The organism is Actinoallomurus sp. CA-150999 (assembly GCF_050942425.1).
In the GTDB taxonomy this organism is placed as follows: domain Bacteria; phylum Actinomycetota; class Actinomycetes; order Streptosporangiales; family Streptosporangiaceae; genus Actinoallomurus.
Window position 1 is genome coordinate 10,351,136 of sequence record NZ_CP192063.1, and the last position, 22,596, is coordinate 10,373,731.

Annotated in this window: 24 protein-coding genes; 14 read left to right on the plus strand and 10 right to left on the minus strand. The window is 69.7% G+C overall.

The features are described 5' to 3' along the window. Positions 1-103 precede the first annotated feature (103 nt). Complete coding sequence (locus ACQP2O_RS47625; RefSeq protein WP_433176242.1) at positions 104-1,480, plus strand: serine hydrolase domain-containing protein; 1,377 nt, start codon at positions 104-106, stop codon at positions 1,478-1,480. 73 nt (positions 1,481-1,553) lie between these two features. On the opposite strand, the gene ACQP2O_RS47630 is transcribed toward ACQP2O_RS47625, so the two are convergent. After that, a complete protein-coding gene (locus ACQP2O_RS47630; RefSeq protein ID WP_433176243.1) occupies positions 1,554-2,861 on the minus strand; it encodes an alpha/beta fold hydrolase in 1,308 nt (435 codons plus the stop codon). Between the two features lie 70 nt (positions 2,862-2,931). On the opposite strand from ACQP2O_RS47630, the gene ACQP2O_RS47635 reads away from it, so the two are divergent. The 5 genes from ACQP2O_RS47635 to ACQP2O_RS47655 all read left to right on the plus strand — a co-directional run bounded on the left by ACQP2O_RS47635 (position 2,932) and on the right by ACQP2O_RS47655 (position 8,048). After that, on the plus strand, positions 2,932-3,573 hold the full coding sequence (locus ACQP2O_RS47635; protein ID WP_433176244.1) for a TetR-like C-terminal domain-containing protein: 642 nt from the start codon (positions 2,932-2,934) through the stop codon (positions 3,571-3,573). A gap of 210 nt (positions 3,574-3,783) precedes the next feature. Beyond that, the gene (locus ACQP2O_RS47640) at positions 3,784-5,004 is read left to right on the plus strand and encodes a riboflavin synthase (protein WP_433176245.1); all 1,221 of its coding nucleotides are present in this window, start codon (positions 3,784-3,786) and stop codon (positions 5,002-5,004) included. After that, entirely contained in the window at positions 5,001-5,726 is a 726-nt protein-coding gene (locus ACQP2O_RS47645; protein WP_433176246.1) for a class I SAM-dependent methyltransferase, read from the plus strand. The genes ACQP2O_RS47640 and ACQP2O_RS47645 overlap by 4 nt, the downstream gene beginning before the upstream one ends. Positions 5,727-5,893: 167 nt before the next feature. Further along, on the plus strand, positions 5,894-7,156 hold the full coding sequence (locus tag ACQP2O_RS47650; RefSeq protein WP_433176247.1) for a hypothetical protein: 1,263 nt from the start codon (positions 5,894-5,896) through the stop codon (positions 7,154-7,156). Between the two features lie 109 nt (positions 7,157-7,265). Further along, on the plus strand, positions 7,266-8,048 hold the full coding sequence (locus ACQP2O_RS47655) for a thioesterase family protein (RefSeq protein ID WP_433176248.1): 783 nt from the start codon (positions 7,266-7,268) through the stop codon (positions 8,046-8,048). Positions 8,049-8,065: 17 nt separating this feature from the next. On the opposite strand, the gene ACQP2O_RS47660 is transcribed toward ACQP2O_RS47655, so the two are convergent. Then, positions 8,066-9,325: a serine hydrolase domain-containing protein gene (locus ACQP2O_RS47660; RefSeq protein WP_433176249.1), complete on the minus strand. Its 1,260-nt coding sequence runs from the start codon at positions 9,323-9,325 to the stop codon at positions 8,066-8,068. Positions 9,326-9,568: 243 nt separating this feature from the next. On the opposite strand from ACQP2O_RS47660, the gene ACQP2O_RS47665 reads away from it, so the two are divergent. After that, entirely contained in the window at positions 9,569-10,297 is a 729-nt protein-coding gene (locus ACQP2O_RS47665) for a helix-turn-helix domain-containing protein (protein WP_433176250.1), read from the plus strand. A 139-nt stretch (positions 10,298-10,436) separates the two neighbouring features. Here the strand turns inward: ACQP2O_RS47665 and ACQP2O_RS47670 are convergent, their stop codons facing one another. Both ACQP2O_RS47670 and ACQP2O_RS47675 read right to left on the minus strand, forming a co-directional pair. Further along, positions 10,437-11,102 carry a DUF4097 family beta strand repeat-containing protein gene (locus ACQP2O_RS47670; RefSeq protein WP_433176251.1) on the minus strand — a complete coding sequence of 222 codons (666 nt, stop codon included), beginning with the start codon at positions 11,100-11,102 and terminating at the stop codon, positions 10,437-10,439. A gap of 184 nt (positions 11,103-11,286) precedes the next feature. After that, the gene (locus tag ACQP2O_RS47675) at positions 11,287-12,207 is read right to left on the minus strand and encodes a helix-turn-helix transcriptional regulator (RefSeq protein WP_433176252.1); all 921 of its coding nucleotides are present in this window, start codon (positions 12,205-12,207) and stop codon (positions 11,287-11,289) included. Between the two features lie 175 nt (positions 12,208-12,382). Here ACQP2O_RS47675 and ACQP2O_RS47680 point away from each other — a divergent pair, with 175 nt between their 5' ends. Next, positions 12,383-12,973 (plus strand): short chain dehydrogenase, encoded by a 591-nt coding sequence (locus tag ACQP2O_RS47680; RefSeq protein ID WP_433176253.1) that lies wholly within the window; start codon positions 12,383-12,385, stop codon positions 12,971-12,973. A gap of 54 nt (positions 12,974-13,027) precedes the next feature. On the opposite strand, the gene ACQP2O_RS47685 is transcribed toward ACQP2O_RS47680, so the two are convergent. Together ACQP2O_RS47685 and ACQP2O_RS47690 are read right to left on the minus strand one after the other, a co-directional pair. Next, positions 13,028-13,120, minus strand: coding sequence for a DUF397 domain-containing protein (locus ACQP2O_RS47685; protein ID WP_433176254.1), 93 nt, complete (start codon positions 13,118-13,120; stop codon positions 13,028-13,030). Then, positions 13,108-13,902 carry a helix-turn-helix domain-containing protein gene (locus ACQP2O_RS47690; protein ID WP_433176255.1) on the minus strand — a complete coding sequence of 265 codons (795 nt, stop codon included), beginning with the start codon at positions 13,900-13,902 and terminating at the stop codon, positions 13,108-13,110. Before ACQP2O_RS47690 ends, ACQP2O_RS47685 begins: the two co-directional genes overlap by 13 nt. A gap of 141 nt (positions 13,903-14,043) precedes the next feature. On the opposite strand from ACQP2O_RS47690, the gene ACQP2O_RS47695 reads away from it, so the two are divergent. From ACQP2O_RS47695 to ACQP2O_RS47705, 3 genes are all read left to right on the plus strand, one after another. After that, positions 14,044-14,331, plus strand: coding sequence for a hypothetical protein (locus ACQP2O_RS47695; RefSeq protein ID WP_360892312.1), 288 nt, complete (start codon positions 14,044-14,046; stop codon positions 14,329-14,331). Beyond that, on the plus strand, positions 14,328-14,522 hold the full coding sequence (locus ACQP2O_RS47700; RefSeq protein WP_433176256.1) for a hypothetical protein: 195 nt from the start codon (positions 14,328-14,330) through the stop codon (positions 14,520-14,522). Before ACQP2O_RS47695 ends, ACQP2O_RS47700 begins: the two co-directional genes overlap by 4 nt. Before the next feature lie 386 nt (positions 14,523-14,908). Beyond that, a complete protein-coding gene (locus ACQP2O_RS47705; protein WP_433176257.1) occupies positions 14,909-15,463 on the plus strand; it encodes a flavodoxin family protein in 555 nt (184 codons plus the stop codon). 78 nt (positions 15,464-15,541) lie between these two features. On the opposite strand, the gene ACQP2O_RS47710 is transcribed toward ACQP2O_RS47705, so the two are convergent. Beyond that, entirely contained in the window at positions 15,542-16,414 is an 873-nt protein-coding gene (locus tag ACQP2O_RS47710; RefSeq protein WP_433176258.1) for a helix-turn-helix transcriptional regulator, read from the minus strand. Between the two features lie 205 nt (positions 16,415-16,619). Between ACQP2O_RS47710 and ACQP2O_RS47715 the strand changes: the two genes are divergently transcribed. After that, a complete protein-coding gene (locus tag ACQP2O_RS47715) occupies positions 16,620-17,471 on the plus strand; it encodes an oxidoreductase (protein ID WP_433176259.1) in 852 nt (283 codons plus the stop codon). 122 nt (positions 17,472-17,593) lie between these two features. Here the strand turns inward: ACQP2O_RS47715 and ACQP2O_RS47720 are convergent, their stop codons facing one another. Both ACQP2O_RS47720 and ACQP2O_RS47725 read right to left on the minus strand, forming a co-directional pair. Beyond that, positions 17,594-18,208, minus strand: coding sequence for a histidine phosphatase family protein (locus ACQP2O_RS47720; RefSeq protein ID WP_433176260.1), 615 nt, complete (start codon positions 18,206-18,208; stop codon positions 17,594-17,596). A 109-nt stretch (positions 18,209-18,317) separates the two neighbouring features. Next, positions 18,318-19,574: a PEP/pyruvate-binding domain-containing protein gene (locus ACQP2O_RS47725; RefSeq protein ID WP_433176261.1), complete on the minus strand. Its 1,257-nt coding sequence runs from the start codon at positions 19,572-19,574 to the stop codon at positions 18,318-18,320. Between the two features lie 58 nt (positions 19,575-19,632). On the opposite strand from ACQP2O_RS47725, the gene ACQP2O_RS47730 reads away from it, so the two are divergent. Together ACQP2O_RS47730 and ACQP2O_RS47735 are read left to right on the plus strand one after the other, a co-directional pair. After that, the gene (locus ACQP2O_RS47730) at positions 19,633-20,028 is read left to right on the plus strand and encodes a DNA-binding protein (protein WP_433176262.1); all 396 of its coding nucleotides are present in this window, start codon (positions 19,633-19,635) and stop codon (positions 20,026-20,028) included. Beyond that, positions 20,025-20,660, plus strand: coding sequence for a transcriptional regulator (locus ACQP2O_RS47735; RefSeq protein ID WP_433176263.1), 636 nt, complete (start codon positions 20,025-20,027; stop codon positions 20,658-20,660). The genes ACQP2O_RS47730 and ACQP2O_RS47735 overlap by 4 nt, the downstream gene beginning before the upstream one ends. 9 nt (positions 20,661-20,669) lie before the next feature. On the opposite strand, the gene ACQP2O_RS47740 is transcribed toward ACQP2O_RS47735, so the two are convergent. Further along, a complete protein-coding gene (locus tag ACQP2O_RS47740) occupies positions 20,670-22,163 on the minus strand; it encodes a hypothetical protein (RefSeq protein WP_433176264.1) in 1,494 nt (497 codons plus the stop codon). Positions 22,164-22,596 lie beyond the last annotated feature (433 nt).

Below are 22,596 nucleotides of genomic sequence, written 5' to 3' on the forward strand. Positions count from 1 at the left end.
GTCAGCTTACTTGCACTAAGTTCAGTTGAGTACTTGCACTTTGTTCAATATCCGTCCTAGAGTCCACTCGTACTTAGTTCAAACCACTGAAGGGGTGGGCACGATGACGCAGGAGCAGCTGGCCGGTTTCGTCGAGGCGACGGCCGAGGAGTTCGGTGTCCCGGGAGCCGCCGTCGGCGTGCTGGTCGGCGGCCGGGAGATCCACGTCGCACACGGCGTGACGAACCTGGACCACCCGCTGCCGATCGATGAGCACACGCTGTTCCCCATCGCCTCGGCGACCAAGACCTTCACCGCGACCGCGCTGATGCGACTGGCCGCCGAGGGCAAGGTGGACCTGGACGCCCCGGTGCGCCGGTACGTGCCCGAACTGCGGCTGGCCGACGAGCGCAACGCCGCCGAGATCACCGTGGCCAACCTGCTCAACCACACCGCGGGGCTGGAGTGGAACCTCATCGGCCCCGACACCGGCGACGGTTCCCTGGCCGCGTTCGTGGCCAAGATGGCCGAGCTGCCGATCATCGCGCCGCCCGGCGCACGGGCCTCCTACAGCCAGGCCGGCTACAACCTGGCCGGATACGTCATCGAGAAGGTCACCGGCCTGCCCTACGAGAAGGCCGTGGCGTCGCTGATCCTGGAGCCGGCCGGCCTGACCGACACCGTCTTCGACCTGGACGACGTCGTCGTCCGGCGGTTCGCGGTGGGATACAACCGCGACGAGGACGGCGCGCTGCATCCCGCGCGCCCGTGGAAGGCCAACCCGGCAGACCAGCGCGGCAACAACCCCGGCGGGGGCGGGGTGTCCTCGGTGAGCGACCTGCTGCGCTGGGCCCGCTTCCACCTCGGCACCGGCGACGGCGTACTGCCCACCGAGGCACTGCACGCCATGCGGGAGCAGACCGTCGAACTACGGGCCAGCACGCTCGGCGACGGCTTCGGCGTCTGCTGGTTCCTGCGCCAGGTGGGCGACGTCGCCACGATCGGGCACGGCGGGTCGGGCAACGCCCAGTTCGCCGAACTGGTCATCGCACCCGACCACGACTTCGCCGTCGTCTCGCTGTCCAACCTCGGCCCCGACGGCTACCAGTTCAACCAGGCCGTCGTCCGCTGGGCGCTGGAGCACTACCTCGGCGCGGTCGAACACGACCCCGAACCCGTCCCCTACGACGAGACGCGGGCGCGGGAGGTCGCCGGACGCTACGAGATCGACGCGATGAACCTCGACATCGCCACCGACGGCATCGCGCTCACCCTCGCGGTCGGCATCAAACCGGAGATCCGCGCCGCCTCCGAGGGCGACATGCCGGAGGACTACCCCGCCGCCACCATCGGCTTCCTGCCCGGCGACGGCGACGAGTACATCGTCACCGAGGGCGGCCTGAAGGGGCAGCGCGGCTTCTTCACCCGCGACGGCAGCGGCACGATCGTAGGCGTCGACCTCGCCGGGCGCATCTTCGGCCGGGACCCGGAGGCATCCTGACTCCGCCCCTCACCCAGGTGCGGGACCCGCCGCGATCGGCCGCGGGCCCGCCCTGGTTCTTCCTGTGTCGCCGTCACTTTCGATCGTGAAGGAATGACGGGATGTCGGCGCGGGCCGGGTAGTTCGGCAGGGGCGCCGGCCTGTTCTGGAGGAACGCGGTGATGACGGCGGCGGCTCGTTGGTCGTTGTCGCCGAGGCCGTTCCACATGTGGTGTCCGACGCCGGGCATGTACTGGGTGCGCTCGATGGCGGGGTCATTGGCGAGGACGGCGGTCTCCCACTGACGGACCTGAGCGGAGCACTCGGCGATCATCAGCATCGCGGGGACGCGGGAACGCCTCAGCTCCCCCGCGATGGAGGGTGAATCCTTGATGGTCTGATCGACGTGCAGGCTCGCGGCGGCGCTGAAGGAGAAGTTCTGCGCCGTGTCCTCGACGGGGATGCGGTGGGCGTCCCGCGCGCAGTAGCCGGACGCGGTGTCGCTGCCGAGGTCGGCGGCCGTGAAGGCGTTGTCGCCTTCGGCCTGCCCGATCAGGCCGGTGCCGGGGGTGAGGAGCCCGAGCCGCATGAGGCCGAACGCCACGGCGTACCGGGGGACGTGCGTCGACCGTGGCCCGGTCATGGCGGGTGCGAGGCCGCGCGCGGACGGCCGCCCCTTCTGCCCGGAGATCCGCGCGGTGGGGCCGTCCATCGGACCGGGTTCGGCGATGATCGCCCGGTGGACGCGGGCGGCGGCCTGCGGGTCCGCCAGGGCCCGGGTGAGCACGACCGCGCCTGCCGAGAAGCCGAGGACGTCGACCCGACCCTTTCCCAGGTGGTCGATGAAGGCGGCGAGGTCGCGCACCGACCTGGAGATCGTGTACTGCCCCATGGGGAGCAGGTCGCTGCGCCCGCCGCCGGCCTGCTCGTAGGTGTAGACGTCGTAGCCCTGTCGCGCCAGGAGCTGCAGGAACCGGTGGTCGCGCACCGCGATGCCGCGGACGGGTCCGCCGTTGAGGTACACGAGGGGCCTCGGGCGCCGGCCCGGTGCGGGCGGATAGTGGTACACCGCGACCCGGCTTCCGGTGGCCAGGTCCCAGTGCTGCGTCGCCACGAACGGCAGGGCGGGCGGGTATCGCCGCTGCGTGGGCACGGTCGGGACGCACACCGACGCGGTCAGCGCCGCGGCGACGACCACGGGGAGGAACGGCCTGAGGCGGGTACGGCGGCGGCCCCGCCACAGTGCGGCGACGGCCCCGACGCCGAGAGTGGCCAGCCATGCGGCGAGCCCCGAACCTGCCCCGTCCGTCAGGACGATCAGTACGAGGAACAGGCCGAGCAGCCCCACGACGGCGGCCAGGGCCAGGCCCAGGCGCCCAATGAAGCGGAAGAAGTGCACCATCACGATCCCTGCGAGGAGTTTCCAAACACTGTTTCAAAACAACGTTATCAGCACGAGCTAGGCTGGCGTCGTGGGTAGGCCGAGAACGAACGACGACACCGTGAAGGACCGTCTGGTCGAGGCCGCGACCGAGATGTTCGCCACCCGGCCGCGGGAGTCGATCACCGTCCGTGCCCTGGCCGCCGCCGCCGGGACCTCGACCGCGGCCCTGTACTCCCTGTTCGGCGGCAAGGACGGGCTGATCGGCGAAGTGCGCAACAAGGCGGTCGCCGGGCTGTTCCGGGACCTGTCGGCGGTGCCGACCTCCGACGACCCCCTCACCGACCTCTACGAGCTCGCCGTCGCGTACCGGCGATGGGGGCGCGAGCACAGCCACCTGTACACGGTGCTGTTCGGCGGCGTGCAGTCCTTCGACCCGTCGGGCACGGTCGGTGCCGGCGACCCCGTCCGGCCGCTCATCGAGGCGATCGACCGCGCCCTGTCGGTCCCCGTCCTCGCCGGCGACGCGACCTCCATCGCCCTCTCGCTCTGGGTGACCCTCCACGGGCTCGTGACCCTCGAACTGGCCGGGGCGCTCGACACCGCCACGGCCGAGACCACCTTCCGGTCGACGATCCTCGCCACGCTGCGCGGCTGGACCACCCCGACGGTGTTCGGCACCCTCCGGCAGGCCGAGCCCGCGGAGGCGGTGCCCAGTCCCGGTGCCGCTTGAGCGCGAAGATCATCGCGTGTTATACGTGGATCGGTGCGATTCCAAGGTGCGGCGGTGACAGCCCGCCGGTTCCACTGATCACGGTGGGACGACTCGGTGTGATTCCGAGGCCACGCGGTGATACCCCGCCACCTCTCGGACCCGCTCTCTCGGGTCCCTGGTTCTCCATGCGGTGAGGATCGTCCTCCCGCCGTCGAGAGGTGGTGTCGGATGTTCACAGGGCACATCGACGAGGTCGGTACGGTCGTGGCCGTCGACGAGGCTCGCATCGTGGTCAGGGCGCCGAAGGTCGCCGCGGGCACGCCCGGCTCGATCAGCATGAACGGCGTGGGTCTCACCGTCGTACCGGCCGGGCCCGAAACGGACCTGCTGGAAGCGGCGCTTTCGGCCGAGACGCGGCGTCGGTCGACCCTCGATCAGGTCCGGCCGGACACACCGGTCAACGTCGAGGCTCCTCTCGCACTGGGCGATCCGCTGCGCGGTCATCTGGTGCAGGGCGACGTGGACGCCGTGGGAAAGGTCGTCAGGGTCGACGACGAGGGCCCCACGCGGCGGTTGTGGATCAAGCCACCGGAGCGCTTCCTCTCGCTGATCGTCGCCAAGGGCCAGGTCGCGGTCGACGGCGTCAGCCTGACCATCGCCGAGGTGGCCCGCGACCGGTTCTCGGTGGTGCTGATCCCGTTGACCCTACGGGCGACCACGCTCTCGGACCTGTCGGCCGGGGACCGGGTGAACCTGGAACCGGACCTGGTCACCCGGCTGACCCGGTGCCGGCCGTACGACCCGGTACGGGCGGTGAGCCAGGTGGTCGCGGCATTGCCCTGGGCGGGACGCCTCACCGGAGCGGGCGGGGTTCAGAAGGCGGTGGCGCAGCTGGCGTCCGGAGGGGCGGTGCTCATCTGGGACCCGGATCGCGAGGGCGAGGGCGATGTGGTGTTCGCGGGGGTGCGCCTGCGCCCGGAGGCGTTCACCTTCCTGCTCACCCAGGTGTGCGGGCATTCGACCGTGCCGTGCGCGCCCGAGATCCTCGACCGGTTGGAGATCGATCCCATCCCCGGTCCCGGCGACCGGCACGGCACCCGCCCGCACGTCCCGGTGGACCTGGCGGCCGGAACCGGCACCGGGGTGTCGGCCGCCGAACGCGCGGCGACCGTACGCCGGCTGGCGCACCCGGACGCGCGGCCGGAGGACTTCCTGCGGCCGGGGCATGTCTTTCCCCTCGCCGCCCGGCCGGGCGGCGTCGCCGAGCGCGCGGGCCACACCGAGGCCACCGTCGCCCTGTGCGTCGCGGCCGGGCTGCCGCCCGTCGGGGTGTGCTGCGAGGTCATGAACCCCGACGGCACCATGGCCAAGGCCGCCGACCTGGAGATCTCCGCGCTGCGCTGGGGTCTCCCCCTGCTGGACGTCGCCGATCTCGTGAGGCACCTGTGACGGGGATCGCGGGCCGGGACCTTTACGACGACCCGCGTTTCTTCGAGGGGTACCGGCGGCTCAGGACGTCCGGCACCGCGCTCAATGACGCCATCGAGGTCCCCGCCATGGCCCGGCTGCTGCCCCCGGTGGCGGGCCTGTCGGTCGTCGACCTGGGCTGCGGTACGGGCGCGCTCGCCCGTCGCCTTGCCGACGAGGGAGCCGCGGACGTACTGGCCGTCGACGCCTCGGAACGGATGCTGGTGTCCGCCGAGAAGCACCCCCGCGTCCGGTACCTGCGCGCGGACCTGGAGACGCTGACCCTCCCGCCCGGCTGTGCCGACCTGGTCGTCAGCAGCCTCGCCCTGCACTACGTCGCCGACTACCCTGCCCTGATCCGGTCCGTCGCCGGCTGGCTGCGTCCCGGCGGAGGATTCCTCTTCTCGCAGGAGCACCCGATCTGCACCGCCCGCCGGCCGATGACCGGCTGGCTGGAGACCGGCAACGGTACGGTCTGGCCGGTCGACGACTACGCCGCCGAAGGACCCCGGACCCAGAACTGGATCGTCGAGGGAGTGATGAAACACCACCGGCGGACGGCGACTCTGATCAACGCACTGCTCGGGGCCGGTCTGGAACTGACCGGGATCGACGAACCCGGTCCCGCCCTGGACAGCCCCGAACTGGCCGAACACCTCAGGCGTCCCCCGATCCTGCTACTCGCCGCGGTCCGGCCCCCATGAGATCCGACCCGTTCCAGGCGAGCCGCTGTCGCTGTCGGCGTCGCTGGAGACCCACCGGCCGTGCGCCAGGGAAGGGGTCTGATCAGTGCCGTTCATCCGGTGGGGCATGTTCCAAGATTTGCTAGCGTCCGTACGAGATCTTCGCGATAGGTGAGGCAGGTTCGGTGATGGCGGGCACGCCGAGGGTCCACTGGAAGCACAGGTGGCCGGCCGCCGCGGCGCATCTTCTCCAGCGGTGGGGGCCCGTCGACGCCGAGACGGGGCTCACGACGTTCCGGGTCGCCGCGGTCAGCGGGACCGCGGCGCCTCCTGAGGAGCGCCCTTGGACGACCGTGCCGAGCCCAGCCGAGGTCGCCCGGTACGGCGGGTTCCCGGAGACGTTCACGGGCGCGGGACGCGCCGGGCACCGCCATCCGGTGGCCGTCGAGCCGATGAACCACGCACTGAACCTCGGTTGGCGAGAAGGGGGCTGGAAGGCCGCCCGATCGCCAGAAGAGACCGCCCACGAGGTCGGCCTGCTGCTGACGAGCCTGCTGGAGGCCGCTCCCGCAGGGTTGGGTGAACCCGCCGGGGAACTGATCGCAGGGCTGGTCAGGAAGATGTTCGTGCACTCGTTCATGAACGACTGGGTGCGCGTCACGGTGGCCGCCCGGCCCGACGGCCCCGCGCTGGGTGATGAGGTGCATCTGCTCGGACGCGACCTGGGCGGCGAGACCTTCCGGCTGTCGGTGGCCCCCGCCGCGTCCCTGCCGCAACCGCAGACGGGCGAGCTCTGGCCGGACCCCGCCGGTCTGCTGAACAGGAAGACCGACCCGCCCCGTACCCTGACCGAACAGCAGTACCGACAAGCGGACCTCGGCATCCGCGCCGCCTGCGCCGCCGAGGTACTCGGCGAGTTGGTCTGGCTGACCAACAACGACCGGATGCGGGTCACGGTGCAGACCGAACCGCACGATCTCAAGCTCCACTGCGAGGCCCCGGACGACGCCGACTCCGCGTTCCGCTCCTGGTGGCCCGGGTCGCCCCTCTGCGCCGACCTGCTGCGCCAGGAGCGGTGGGAGGGTGAGGACATCACCAACCCCCGACGACTGGGCGAGGAGACCCTGGCCGAGTTCCTGACAGACTTTGAGTCGCACAATCTGGAGCAGGCCAGGAGCGGTGCGTGGGCCATGAGGGAGATCGGCGATTACGACCCCGACGATGATCCGCAACCCCGCTTCCCCGGCGATCGGCTGGTGGCCCTACTCGGCCGCGACCTGTTCGACACCGTGACCCGGCAGGTCATGAACGGCCCCGGTGGCGTCCGCCCCTTGGCCTACGGGATCGGCGTACCGTTTCACATCACCCCCGATGACTACGGGTTCGACGGATGCCTGATGCTGGCCGGTCCCGAACTCGTCGGCATTGTCACCATCGAGGCGATGGCCTGACCCCGACGTCGAACCATCACCGACTGCGATGCCATGCCGCGGTCGCCTTCTGCCGCATTCCGGCTACCCGCCCTGGTCGTCGCGCCGGCCCATGTTCGAGGATCGGTCCATGAGCGACCAGCCCGAAGCCTTCTACCTGCCTGCCGACGATGAGGTCTACGAGCCGACCAGCGCCACGGAAAGCCCCTGGGACCGTGACGCGCAGCACGGCGGACCCCCGACCGCGCTGCTGGCCCACGCCATCGACACCGCGGTCGCGCCCGGCATGCGGATGGCCCGGATCTCGGTGGACTTCCTCGCCCCCATCCCGCGCCGCCCCGCCCGCGTCGAGGTCACCCCGCTGCGGCCCGGCCGGCAGGTCCGCCTCACCGAAGCCCACCTGATCGTCGAGGGGCAGGTCGCGGTGACCGCCCGCGCCTGGCACATCGCGACCGGCCCGACCCCACCCGTACGGACCGAGAGCGCCCCGCCGCCTCCGCTCCCGCCCGAGCCGGCCGAGCAGTACGACTTCGACGGCATGCCCGACTGGGGCTACGGCCGGGCCATCGAATGGCGCTTCACCGGCAGCCAGGACGCTCGCGGCTCCGCGCAGGTGTGGACGCGCGTCCGCATCCCGCTGGTCGCGGGCCGGAAACTCACCGGCCTGACCCGCACGCTGATCGTCGCCGACTCCGCCAACGGCCTGTCGGCGACTCTCCCGTTCGATCAGTGGCTGTCCATCCCGCCCACCATGACCACCACCCTGCTGCGCCACCCCGACGGCGACTGGGTGTACATGGACTGCCGCACTCACCTGGCCGACGACGGCCTCGGCCTGACCCAGGCCGCCCTCTCCGACCCCGCCGGCCGCCTCGGAGACGTCGCCCAACCTCTCCTCATCCGCCGGCGCTGAACGGGTGGAACGCGGTGTCAGTCGTCGAGTGACTGGTAGAGCGTGGTCCAGAAGTCGTGCATCAGCCGCACCGGACCCGGGACGGACGCCCCGACCTGGGTGAGCAGGATTCCGGTGAGTCGGTTGTGCGGGTCGGCGTAGGTCGAGGCGCCGCTTCCGCCGTCCCAGCCGAACTGGCCGATGGGCGCGTAGTCGCCGCGGTAGGTGCGCACCGCCATCCCGAAGCCCCAGCCACCGTGCTGCCCCTGCCCGAACGAGATATGGACGTTGTCGCGTGCCATGGCGGTTCGGGGGGCGTTCTGCTCGGGCGTGAGGCGGTTGGTGGTCATCAGCTCCACGGCCGGCCGGGACAGGATCCGTTCGCTCCCGTGCGTCCCGCCATTCAGCAGCATCCGGAAGTAGGCGTGGTAGTCATCGGCAGTGGAGACCAGCCCGCCGCCGCCCCCCTGGAACGCCGGAGGCCCGCTCCAGCGTCCCCCCTCGGCCTCGTCCCACACGAGGAACTCCCCGGTCTGCGGGTCCGGGGCGTACAGGGTCGGCAGCCGGTCGATCTTGTCGGCGGGCACGTGGAAACCGGTGTCCTTCATCCCCAGCGGATCGAAGATCCGCTCACGCAGGAACGTCTCGAACGACTGCCCTGTCACCCTGGCCACCAGTACGCCGAGCAGATCGCTGCTGATCTGGTACTGCCACTGCTCTCCGGGCTGGTGCATCAACGGAAGCGTGCCCAGACGGCGCATCCACTCGTCCGGCTCGGGCATCGGCTCCGGCAGATTAGGCGTGAGCCCCTGCTCGAAGACCGCACCCATGATCGGAGTGCCCAGCGCCGTCATGTCCATGCCGAGCCCGAACGTGGAGGTCAGCACATCCCGCACGGTGATCGGCCGCCGCGCCGGCACCGTGTCCTCCAGCGGGCCGTCGATCCGCCTCAGCACCTGACGATCGGCGAGCTCGGGCAGCCACGGGTCCACCGGGTCGTCCAGCCGCAGCCTGCACTCATCCAGCAAGACCATCGCCGCCGCCATCGTGACCGGCTTGGACGTCGACGCCATCCGGAAGATCGTGTCCCGACTCATCGACGCGCCACCGTCATGACGCATCGTCCCGAGCGCTTCCACATGCGTCTCACCACCCCGGCCGACCAGCGCAACAAGCCCGGGAATCTTCCCGGAATCGACATGCCGCGCCAGCACGTCACGCACTCTGCGTAGCCCTGCTTCAGAAAAACCGCTGTTGCCGTTTCCCATCATGAATCTCCTTGCGTACGACCCTGCCATCGTTCAGGGATCAGTGAACGTCTGCGACGGTACATTGCGTTTACGAATTCATCAACACTGCACGAGAGGCAATTTGGCCCGTCTCACTAGGTAAATCGGCGACAGCTTTGCAATGACTGTGGCACTGAACGCAATGAGCGATCAGGGCTGGCGTTGCAATGAGCTCTGTGTGAATGCATACTGTGCGGCGGGGTGCGCGGGCGCCGAGCTCCCCGCACGTCGGCAGATGGGAGACGAGCGCCGATGCCCGGAGGCAGGCTCACCAATGAGGACCGTCAGCACATCGCTGCGGGGCTGGCCGAGGGACTCGGATACGCAGAGATCGGCCGGCGTCTAGGGCGGCCCGCCTCGACCATCATGCGGGAGGTCACCCGCAACGGCGGACCCGACGATTACGGTGCGGACCGGGCGCACGAGGCCACACGGCATCGTGCGCGCCGGCACAAGCCGGCTCAGCCTCCGGCCCCGCCGATCCACGACAGCGGCCATGGGCGTGACCCCCGAGCGGTCCAGGACTTCACGGAGTCCTTCACCGCCCTCCTCGTTCAGCAGGGGCTGCCCCGGATGGAGGCCAGGGTGCTGGCCTGCCTGTACATCACCGACGCAGGCGCTCTCACCGCCGCCGATCTGGTCGCCCGGCTTCGCGTCAGCCCGGCGTCCGTCTCGCACGCCGTCGCCTTCCTCGAACAGCAGGGGATGCTCAGGCGAGAACGGATTCCCGGCGCGCGGCGCGAACGCTATGTCATCGGCGATGAGATCTGGCTCCAGTCCCTCCTCGCGGCTCTGCAGATGAACGACGCCCTGACGGCCGCATCGCAGCGCGGAGCCGAGATTCTCGGGGCCACGACCCCGGCGGGCGCCCGCTTCGAGTCCTCCGCCGAACTCCTTCTCCTCATAAGCGAGGCCTTCCGGCAGGTCGTCGAGCAGTGGCAGCAGAGCCTGGCCGCCCGGAACGCCGAGCGACAGTCCTGAGCTCTCGCCACGGTCCGGTCGGTGCGACGGGCGGAAAAGGTTCAGGGCCGTCAGACCTGCTGGTCTGACGGCCCTGTTCGGCGGGTTCATGGTCAGGCCTCGTTGAAGGTGTTCTGACCTTCAAGGGGGCTGAGTGTTCTCAGAGGCTGCGGGCGGTGATGTCGCCGTTCGAGGTGGTGGCGTGGATGTCCAGGTCGGCGGTGCCGTCGTTCTTGAGGGCGTTGATGATGCGGCCGTTGCTGGTGCCGGCGTCCAGGGAGGCGGAGACGCCGGGGGCGGCGCCGACCGAGATGTCGCCGGACTGAGTGCGCAGCGTGACCGTGCCGCCCGTGGCCTCGGCGATCCGGATGTCGCCCCGTGCGGTGCTGATCTCCGCGGGACCGCCCAGCCGACCGATCTCAACATCGCCGTCGACCGCGGTGAGGCGGAGGCTCGCGGCCTCGTCCAGCTTGATCTGGTGGTACGCGCCGTCGAAGGCGACGTCGCCGAGGCGGCCGACGCCCCGGAGTTCGGCGCTGGCCGTCTTCGCCTCGACCCGGGAACCGGCGGGCAGCTTGACCGTCACCTCGACGGATCCGGACGGGCCGAAGTACTGGTTCTTCGCCGCCTGAGTCTCGATCCGCAGGACGCCGTCGGCGAACTCGACCGTGATCTGCTCGGCCGCCTTCACGTCGCGGCCCTTGGAGGCGTTGGCGGGCAGGACCTCGACCGTGGTGTCGGTGCGGTCGGCGGCGATGAACTGCACACGCCCGGCCGGGACGTTCAGGACGGCGGCGATCGGGGCGGGGGTGTCGAACTTCTGCATCGTGCGCTCCTTGCGGCTCGTTGTTTCGAACAATGGAAAAGCTACGTTGCCTTTCCAGATCTAGCAACCGATCCGTTGCAAGTAAGTAGCATCTATGCAGGTGGGAGCAAGAAAAGTGTTGCAGTGGCCTGAGGCATAACGCAACACCAACCCACCCGTTCGTTGCACTGATTGAGAGTGAACGCTATGCCGAGGGCATCGTCCTTCTCACGGGCCCCACCGCTTGGCGTGCGGTATCACGGGCGGGGCGTTCGACGTGTTCGGCGGTCAGCCCGGCGAGCAGGCGCAGGGCGGATCGGGACGGGGAGTCCGGCTCGGCGGTGAAGATCGCCAGTCGCTGGCCTTCGTCGTCCGGCAGCTGCAGCAGTTCGTCGGTGAGGGTCAGCGGGCCCACGACGGGGTGCCGGTATTCACGGGTGTGATGGGCGCAGCGACGTACGGGATGGGCCGACCACATCGCGGAGAACTCCGTGCTCTTCATGGTCAGCTCGCCGATGAGTTCGGCGAGGAGGCGGTCATCGGGGTAGCGGCCCGCGATGACGCGCAGGTCGGCGACCGTGTCCCGCGCCTTCTTGTCCCAGTCGGTGAACAGCGCGCGGATGTGCGGGTCGAGGAAGAACAGCCGCGCCCAGTTGGGCCGGTCGGCCGGCCGCTCGGGCGCGTGGAAGTCCAGGTGCCCGGCGAGGAGGGCGTGGCCCATCCTGTTCCAGGCGAGCACGTCGACGCGCCGCCCGAGGACCAGGGCGGGCACGTCCCCGAGGGACTCGACCATGACGCGAATCGCGGGGCGCAGGCGCTCGGGAGCCGGGCGGCGTCGCGGTCCGGGCGCCGGGCGGGCCAGGGTGTACAGGTGCGTCCGCTCGTCGCCGTCCAGGCGCAGGACCCGGGCGATCGCGTCGAGGACGGCGTCGGAGGCGCCCGGGCTCTGTCCCTGCTCCAGGCGCGTGTAGTAGCCGACGCTGACGCCCGCGAGCCGGGCGAGCTCTTCGCGGCGCAGGCCGGGCACCCGGCGCCGCCCGCCGTAGTCCGCCAGTCCCGCGTCTTCGGGCCGGAGCCGCGCCCGCCGTGAGCGCAGGAACTCCCCCAACTCCGGACTTCGCTCCATATGCCCAGTCTGCCGAGTCCGCGGGCGCGGAACCTGCACCTGTCAGGGGTAGGAACCGCGGTCCTACCTCTCACACAGGGCTCGGCACGATCCGCGACGGCCACCAGAGTCGGGTCGTGATCCCGATCGCCGGGACACGCACTGGCGATGGCCAGGCATGGAGGAGTGCTCGAACATGAAGATCCTCGTAATCGGTGCGACCGGCACGATCGGGTCCACGGCCGCCGCCGTACTGGAGTCGGGCGGTCACGAGGTCGTACGTGCCTCCCGGAACGGACCGGTGACGGTGGACATGACCGACCCGGCCTCGATCGAGGCGGCCCTCATGTCGGTGTCCGACCTCGATGCCGTCGTGTGCTGCGCGGCGAGCGGCCGGTTGACTCCTCTCGCGTCCGCCTCGGACGAGGACTTCACGGCCGGCCTGCACGGCAAGCTCCTCGGGCAGGTCACCCTCGTACGCCGGGCGCTGCACCTCGTACGTGACGGCGGATCCATCACCCTCACCAGCGGCGTCTTCGACGAACCGACGCCGGGAGGCGCGTTCGGCGCCCTCGTCAACGCCGGACTGGGAGCCTTCGTCGAAGCCGCCGCGATCGAGATGCCCCGCGGCCTGCGCCTGAACGCCGTGAGCCCAGGCTGGGTCAGCGAAACCCTCAAGGCGATGGGCGAAGACGGCTCCCAAGGAACTCCGGCGACCGAAGTGGCCCACGCCTACCTTCGAGCCATCGAAGGAACGATGCGGGGTCAAATACTTATCCCGAGGTGAAGAATCCCCCGCCCTTGGCTCCGGTAAGCAAGGGCGGGGGACGTCAGGGATTCGTTACTTGTCGCTCTTCTCGGCAATGGTGACCTCGACGCAGTCGCCACCGTTGTTGGTGCTGCGCGTCGACTTACGCCAGCTCAGGTTGCCCATGATTGTGCTGCCTTCATGATGAGCTCAATGGATGCGTCTTCATGCAGCGCCTTGGCGCTCAGCATCTGCCAGAGTCGCCGCATCGCTGCGACATCTTCGGCTTTTTCTACCACTTCCCCGCGGAGCGCATTGTCGACATAGGCGACCTCCGACCCGTTGATGCTCGCCAGCACGATCGCGCCACCGGCGAATCCCGCGTGTGCTCCGACGTCGAAAGGGATCACCTGGATGATGATCCCGTCCCGCTGCGAGAGCTCCACCAGCCGCATTAATTGATCACGCATGACCTCCGGGCCGCCGACCGGACGACTGATCACCGCCTCGTCGAGCACCGCGTGGTACAGCGGAGGATCCTTGCGTGCCAGAAGCTTCTGTCTCGCCATCCGCGCGCTCACCTGCTCCTCAAGATCGAGGGGAGCCGGCTTCCCGAGCCGAAGGACCGCTCGCGCGTAGTCCTCCGTCTGCAGGAGGCCGGGGACCACCTGCGGCGCGAACGCCAGCAGTGCCGATGACTCAGACTCCGCCGTGGTCCACTTGTTAAGCCACTCGGGTGCGACCTCCTTACTGACGAGATCATCGAGTATCCGCAGTATTACATCGGGAAGGTCCAATATGTTCGTTAGGTGAGGAAGGTATTCCGTTTTCGGGATGAGACGTCCGGTTTCCCACGAGGCGACGAGGGATTCGGAGACCGGGAAGGTCTTCGCCAGTTCGGCGCGGGTGAGCTGCTTCGATTCGCGGGCGCGACGGATCTCCTTGCCGACGAACTGCCGCGCCGTCATGTGGTTTCCCGACATCTCGCTGCACACCTTCCGTACAAACGTGGGACGCGCCTCTTGTCTCTTCGCGCTCCGCGCGTTGGGGGCTCCCAGCGTACGACTTCTCAGTCATTCTGTGGAGTCAAACGACAACAGGGAGTCACCATGACCATCAATTCGCTCGAAGACGTTCACGAACTCGCCGGAAAACTCGTGACGGCCTGCCAGGCGGTCGGCCTGGACGCGCAACAGCAGGGGCCGACGCGGGTTTACGTTCACGCGCCGGGGACCAGCAATCACCTCTCGGAGATCGTCACGGCGAAGCCGGACGAGAATGAACGCCTCTGCTGGTGGTGGAGTTGGGACAAGCCGATCTGCGGCGCGGACGAAATCGAGAAGGCCGTCGAGATGATCAAAAAGGTCGTCTCCGTTCCGCTCCCACCCCGGAAATGACCTCGCCGGACGAGCTCATGCGCTCCGTCAACGAGTTCCGGGACACCCTGAACGCGATCGGTTCGCAGGGGGTGTCCCAGGCCGCCGAGCTGACACAGCTGGACCGACTCGTACGGCGGTATCCCGCGGCGGCGCGCAAGAGCCTCGAACTCTACGACCGGCAGTTCCGTCCCGACCGGACGGGGCCGTAGACCTGCCGCGTCCTTCCGCGATGGCGTGGTTCCGACCGGGAGACGGGCGCACGCGCGAGGAGCATCGCGGGGACACGGCGCCCGCCCCGCTAACCACGCGCACGAAGCGAGATCAAACACCGTCGATCGCCGCATGACGCTCCCGGCCACACACAAATACAGATCCTCGATCACAGCTTCCTGGGTGAATGCGAGATCGATAAGCCGTTTGTGTGCGAACGGGTCCACCCGTCACGGATCCACCGACGCCTCTCCCCCTCGGGCCGGCGAGCGACGGCGTCCAGGAGGCGACAGCGACGCAGAGCCCCGCGCTGCCGACCGACAGCCGCTGCCGGCCTTATCGGTCGGCATCCTTGGCCGCGATCGGGGGCTGGTTTGATGACCGGATGCGAAAGTTCTTGTTCCTGGTGGGAAGTGCGCGTTCAGGGGGTAACACCGAGGAGCTGGCGCGCCGGGCCGCCGCGCATCTGCCCTCGGACGTCGCCCAGCAGTGGCTGCATCTTCGCGATCTCCCGTTGCCGGACTTCCAGGATGTCCGCCACGTGCCGGGCACCGTCTACTCCCAGCCGACCGGTAACGAGCGGGTCCTGTTGGACGCCACGCTCGAGGCGACCGATCTCGTCGTCGCTTCACCGCTGTACTGGTACAGCGTCTCGGCCGCCACGAAGCTCTACCTCGACTACTGGTCGGGCTGGTTCCGCGTGCCCGGGGCCGACTTCAAGGCCAGGATGCGCGGCAAGACGATGTGGGCGATCAGTGTGATCAGCGAGGAGGACCCGGCCAGGGCCGACCCTCTCCTGGGCACCCTGAAGATCTCCGCTGACTACATGGGCATGCACTGGGGCGGAGGGCTTCTGGGCTATGCGAATCGCCCAGGCGACATCCTGGCCGACGAGAAGGCCCTGGGAGAGGCCAAGCGCTTCTTCGTGCTGGGCGGCTAGCTTGAGTTTTAACCTCTGACTACGTGTTGAGAGTTGCTGCGCGGCCCGAATGGGCAGGTCGCATTGCTCTCGATCCCGCTAATGATCTGCGTGCTGCCCGTGCGAGGTCTCGGGCTGCCGTATCCACGCGGCCAGTAGCCGAAGCGCCTCTTCGGAGCTGGAGCCTGCCTCGGCGGTGTAGACACTCAGCCGCTGGTCCGGGTCGGCGGGCAGGGTGAGGGACTCGTAATTGAGGGTGAGCGGGCCGACGATCGGGTGGTGGAAGTGTTTGCTGCCATGCGTGTGCCGATGCACGTTCTGGTCGGCCCACCAGCGGCGGAAGTCCCCATCCGTGATCGAGAGTTCGCCGACGAGTTCGGCCAGCAGTGGATCGTGGGGATGGCGTCCGGCGTAGAGCCGGAGCGAGGCGACAATGTCCTGGGCGTGGGTGTCCCAGTGGGTATACAGCGAGCGGGCGGTCTCGTCGCAGAACATGAACCGCACCAGGTTCCGCTCGCGGTGCGGCAGCGCGTCGAAGTCGGTGAGCAGCGCACGTGCCATCTGGTTGGACGCGAGTACGTCCAGTCGCCGCCCCAGCACAAGGGCGGGGGTCTGCTCGAGGATCCGGAGCAGGTCGCGCAGCCCCGGGCGGACCGGCTGCGGACGCGTCGCCGTGCGGCGGGGCCTGCCTGCGGCGGGCTTGGCGAGCTGGAACAGATGGGTGCGTTCGACGGGATCGAGGCGTAGCGCGCGGGAGATGGCGTCCAGCACGGTCTCGGAGACGTTCAGTCGGCGTCCGCGTTCCAGGCGTACGTAGTAGTCGACGCTCACACCCGCCAGTTGCGCGATCTCTTCGCGGCGCAGTCCTGGCACTCGCCGAGAGCCGCCGTCGTCGGACAGGCCCGCCTGGCGCGGGGTGATCCGTGCCCGCCGAGAGCGGAGGAACTCACCGAGAGCTGCGTTGCGGTCCATGCCGTTCACGATAAGACCCGAGATCCCCCCGACGGCCCGCGAAAGGGGGCCTGGCAGTCCCCCGGTCCGGCTGTCCCCGGGGCGAAGCGGACCCCCCGGAAGTCGATCAGCAGCCGATTCCGGTGCTGAAGTGGAACGTGTCGAGACCGACCGGAGCCTGACCGCCCCGGTCGGCCTCTGTTCGCATCGCACGAAGGGAACCCCTGTGTCGGACACCAAGACATTCCTGATCACCGGCGTCAGCACCGGCCTGGGCCGCGCACTCGCCCGCGCGGCGTTGGCCGCGGGCCACCGGGTGGTGGGCACGGTGCGCACGCCCGCCGACGCACGGGCCTTTGAGGCGCTCGCCGGCGACGCGCACGCCCGCATCCTGGACGTGACCGACCATGACGCGGTGGACACGGTCGTGGACGAGACCGAGCGCGACCTAGGCCCGGTCGACGTACTCGTCGCCAACGCCGGGTACGGCCATGAGGGCCTCTTCGAGGAGTCGTCGATGGATGACCTTCGCCGTCAGCTCGAGGTGAACGTCTACGGAACCGTGGCGGTGATCAAGGCCGTGCTGCCGCACATGCGGGAGCGTCGTTCGGGCCACATCATCGCCGTCACCTCGATGGGCGGGCTGACCACCTTCCCGGGTCTCAGCTTCTACCACGGCAGCAAGTTCGCGGTGGAGGGCATCCTCGAAGCGCTCGGCAAGGAGGTCGCCGATTTCGGCATCCATGTCACCGCCGTCGAGCCGGGCAGTTTCCGGACCGACTGGTCCGGCCGCTCGATGATCCGCGCACCCCGTGTGATCGCCGACTACGACGAGCTGTTCGAGCCGGTGCGCGCCCGGCGCATCCACGGCAGCGGGCACCAGCCGGGCGACCCGGACAAGGCCGCAGCCGCGGTGCTGCGAATCGTGGCGGCCGACCAGCCGCCGACGCACCTGCTGCTCGGCGCCGACGCGCTTCAGTTCGTCCAGGCCGGACGCGACGCCTTCGAGCGCGACATGCTGGCATGGGCCGAGCTGTCGGCCTCCACCGACTTCGACGACGTCAGCCGGTCCGCCTGACGTCCCGGGCCCCCAGCGCGGGGCCTCGACGGCCAGGTGCACTTTGATGCATCTCGCGAGCGTCCGAGGCCGTGGTCGTCTGGCTCGGTGGCGGCGGCGCCGGGCGGTTTCTTCGAGCCGCCTCAGGGCCTGATGCGTTCGGGGAACCCGGTCCAGCGCAAGTCGGCCGGGAGGTGGCTCATGTCGTTGAACATCACGATCGTGGGCGGCAGGCCGTTGCGGTACTCGATGACCGTCAGTGCGGTGTTGGCGCTGTTCAGCCCGAGCCACCGGGACGGCGGCGCGTCCAGTGCGTGCCGCATCAGCCACGCGATCGGGTAGGCGTGCGTCACCAGGACCTCGTGGGTGTCGCGCCGGGCACTTCCCGTGGCCGCGTCGGGGATCTTCGCGAACCGGGCGACCAGGGCCTCGGCGAGCCGCCGGCCCGACGCGGCCTCGGTGTCGTCGTAGCCGTCGAAGAAACCGGCCCAGGACGGGGGTGTCTCGGCCGCGCTGGGGACGTAGGGCACGTGGTCGACGAGTTCGGCGGCCTCGGTCACGGGCACGTTCGGTAGATGCCGGGCGAGTTCGTACGCGCTTGCTTCGGCCCGTGGGAGCGGAGAGTGCCACACGGCGTCGACCGGTACGCGGGCGAGCCGTTCGCCCAGCAGGCCTGCCTGCCGGCGCCCGATGTCGGTGAGCTTCCCGAACGCGTCGGCCGCGCCGTGGCGTGCCAGGTAGAGGACCCGCGTTGTCATCAGTGGTCAGGGACACGGTGTCCGTGGGGCCCCGTTTCCCCAGCTCCTTTCGATCCGTAGGTAGGTTCTGCTGCGGGGTGCGACTCCTGACCGGTGCGGAAGTGATCAGTTACACGTTCGTGGCCGTGACGGTGCCGGCGGTGCCGTCGATGGTGATGATGGCGTCGTCGGGGAGCCTGCTCGTCGCGTTGGGGATGCCGAGAACGGCGGGGATGGCGCGCTCGCGAGCGACGATCGCGGCGTGGGAGAGCACGCCTCCGGTCTCGGTGACAACGCCGGCGGCGATGCGCAGCAGCGGCGTCCAGGCGGGGTCGGTGAAGGGGCAGACGAGGATGTCGCCCGGGCGCACGCGCGCGAAGTCGCCGGGACCGCGGACGATCCTCGCGCTGCCGGTCACGGTCCCGTGGCTGCCGGGTGTTCCGGTGAGTGCGGCGGGTGAGGCGCCGGAAGGTGATGGTGGCGGTGGGGGCGCGGCGGTGACCGGCCGTGCCTGCAGAACCCAGGTACGGCCGTCGGCGATCGCCCACTCGATGTCCTGCGGTCCGCCGAGTACGGCGGCGATCTCCTTGCCCAGCGCGGCGAGCCGCGTGGCGGTCGCGTCGTCGATCGTCGGTTGGTGCCGGGCATGGGCGGGCACGTCGCGAACGACGAGCCGTGTGCCGTGCCGGTCGAGGCGGGTCCGTTTGTCCGCCACGGTGCGCGTGATCGACCCGTCCTCGGCGACACGGTAGGCGTCCGGGGTGACCGTGCCCCCGACGATGCTGGGGCCGAGGCCCCAGGACGCCTCGATCTCGGTCGCGTCGTTCGGGCCCGCGGGTGTGAACATGACCCCGGACACCTCGGCGTCCAGCTGGCGTTGGACGATGACGGCCATCGCAAGCGGCTGGTCATCGCGGCCGGAGGCATCCCGGTAGCCGAGGGCACGTGGAGACAACAGCGAGGCCCAACACGCGCGTACGGCATCGGCGACCTCGCCGACTCCGTGCACCGCGAGAAAGCTCTCGTACTGACCGGCCGCCGACCCCTGGCCGGTGTCCTCGTTCGCCGCCGACGACCTCACCGCCACGGGCGGGTCGCCGAGCCCATCGAGTGCGCGCCCCAGCGCGTCGATCACGGTGGCGTGGAGCGGGCGGGCCTGGATCGCCTGCCGCGCCGCGTCGAGATCCGCCGACTCGCCGGCGAACCGCCCGACGCTCAGCTCGCCGGCGAACCGCCCGAGGCCCAGGTCGCCGGCAGCGTCCAGGTAGGCGGCGAAGGGGACGACGAAGCCGTCAGGAACCGGCAGACCCGCGCGGAGCAGCACGCCGAGTGCGCCGGCCTTGCCCCCGCAGGTATCGGCGGCGGCCTCCATCAGGGGAACGATCACCGGCCCGCCTTTCAATGAATTGTTGACAACGTTTTGTTGAGTCTCCATCATGAGTCGCATGTCGCGCAAGCAGGACTTCACTCACACCGCGCACGCCGACCACGTTCAGGCCCAGCGTGAGCGGGACGCGTCCGCGCGTCTGCTGGGCCTGGGCGCGGACGCGCTCGACGCCCGTCCGTGGCGGCCCTCCCCGGCCCCGCCGTCGGCGGTCGACCTCGTACAGTTCGCCGTCTGGCGCTGCGCCGACCTGGCCCCGGAGGACGTCCTGAGCGCGCTCGCCCTCCTGCAAGCCGCACGCGCCGAGGTCGAAGGGCTCGAATCCGCCCTGCTGTTCATGGCCCGGAGTGCGGGACTGACCTGGGCGCAGATGGCGGACGCGATGGCGTTCAACTCCCCGCAGGCGTGCCAGCAGCACTACACCCGCCTGACCGCACGACAGGACGCCGGCTCATGACGCGGGACTCTCCGCCCGACCTCCTGGTCCTGCACGCCGTGCGCATCACCGGGTTCGCGGACACGCCCGTTCTCGCTCGTCGGTACGGGCTCGACGCGGCCGAGACGAAAGAGGCGCTGCGCGACGCCCAGGCACGCGGCTGGGTCGAGCACAGCGCCTTCGCCGGCACCGGAGGTTGGTCGTTGACCGAGGCGGGCCGAGCCGAGGACGAGCGCCGGCTCGCGGCCGAGCTCACGCGCGACGGCGCCGCCGACGAGGTCCGTGACGTCTACCGGGGGTTCCTCCCGCTGAACGCCCTCCTGCTCCAGGCCTGCACCGACTGGCAGCTCCGGCCCACCGCCGGCGATCGACTCGCCGTCAACGACCACTCCGATCCCGACTGGGACGCCGGCGTCCTCTCCGAGCTCGCCGGCGTCGACCGCGCGCTCACGCCGCTCGCGGACCGGCTCGGGAGCGTCCTCACGCGGTTCCGCGGATACGACGAACGATTCACCGCGGCACTGGCGCGCGCCCGCGCCGGGGAGGGCGCCTGGGTCGACGGCACCGACGTCGACTCATGCCACCGTGTCTGGTTCGAGCTTCACGAAGACCTCATCGCCACGCTCGGCCTCGACCGGCACACGGAACCCTGACCCGACGTCCTACCGACGCTTCTTCATCGCCCAATCCGTCCCGGAACGCACGTAACCGCGCAGCGAGGCGACCACGCCACTTCCCAGCGCGGGAGCGGCGTCGTCGCGGCGGAGGAAGGCGAGGGCGGCGGCGATGCAGGCGACGGGGACCGCCGGGATGACGTAGCGGTAGTCGAACTCCGCGGTGGTCGGGGGCACGACGATCGCGACGACGGCCATCGTCCAGGGCAGCAGCGCCTCCCACCGCCGGCGCAGGAACGCCCCCAGCCCGACGAACAGGATCAGGCCGAACATCGTGCCGCGCAGGAAGAAGTAGCGCTGGTACACCTGCATGATCCGGGCGTACGGCCGTACGACGTGCGTGTTGAGGTGGCCCCGGTCGTACGGGCGCATCCGCCGGACTGCAGTGTGGGGCGGCTGCGGCGGGTGCTGCTGGAAGAGGTAGTAGCTGTAGGTGGTCTTCTCCGGGAACGGTGGGTGCTTCCACCGGAACGTCCGCAGCAGGTCGGAGGTCACGGTTCCGACGTAGTCGCCGGGCTGGGCGAGGATCGCGCGCTTGGCGAAGTCACCCGCGCGGGCCTCGGTGTCGGCCGTGAACTTGTGCTTGCCGAGCCGGTGGAACGGCGAGATCCGGCCCCAGATGTAGAACTGCGACCGTCCCCGCTTGTCCGGGGGCGTGTCGCTGCACAGCGGGAGTTCGTCGACTGGGGGCTTCATCTTCTTACAGTCGGCGAAGGGCATCGTCCTGCTGTAGAGAAAGATCCCCGTGCTGTACGTGAGCGCGAAGCGGTGCGTACGGGAGTTGAACCATCCGGCGTACAGGACGATCGGCAGCAGCCCGGCGACGAGGCCGGCGGCGACGGCGCGCCAGCCCGCCCGCCGTACGGCCAGCCAGGCCAGCACCAGGATGAGGACCGGGAGACCCACGGAGCGGGTGACGGCGGCGAGGCCGACGAGGAGGCAGATGAGGATCGCCCGCCGGGTGCTGAGCGTGCTCCGCCACATGGCGAGGGTCACGGCCAGCGTCACCAGGAAGGTGAAGAGCGTGTCGGACAGGACGAGGTGTTCGAGCTGGATGCCGAAGGCGTCGTACAGGGCGGGGATCGCCGCGGCGGACGCGAGCCAGGTGGGCAGCGCGAAGCGGTGGCGCAGCAACGCGTAGACCATGACGCCCACGGCCACGCCCATCGTGTGCTGGACGAGCACGACGAGCGTCAGGCTGTGGAACGGCGAGAGCAGCCACAGGAACAGGGAGTAGCCGCTGGGCCGGATCAGGTTGGGCGTGAGGGTCAGCGCCCCGCTGACGTAGTCGTACGAGTCGGGGAACCACATGGCGCCGCGGTATCCGAGCATCGCCACCAGGCGCAGCCCGATGGCGGGTAGTAGCACGGCGAGGAAGACACGGTGCGCGGCCGCGTGCGTCAGGGCCTGGCGCACGCGGCCGCGCACCGTCCCCTCCGCCGCCGACGGATCGTCGGCGACGCGCTCCTCGACACTGGTCACAACCCCTCCGTTCAAAAGCGACGGAACAACACAATGCCACCGTTTTGGGTGGTCTGTCGGATCCCCCGCGACGAAAACGGCCTCCTGCTGGTCTGGTGCGTGGTGTCAACGACGACCCGGTGAACGGCGCATGGCGGGGAAGAGGATGACCGCCGCTGTTCACCCAGCACGTATCGCGTCCACGGCGAAGAGCCCGACAGTAGCGAGGTTTACCGAAAAGCCCGGTTAATTCGTCGCGGACCGGCCGGCGACGAGGCGAGGCCGTGATGATCGTGGGCAGGTCCCCGCGAACGCTCCTGGTCAGACGGCCTCATGACCCGGCTGTGGCCTTCGCGCTGGTGTCCCGGGGGAAGCGTTCGCCACACCGCCCAGGCACGGTCAACCGGCGTCCACTTTTTGTCTTCCCTCTGGCCTAACCCGGCATTCCCGGCTT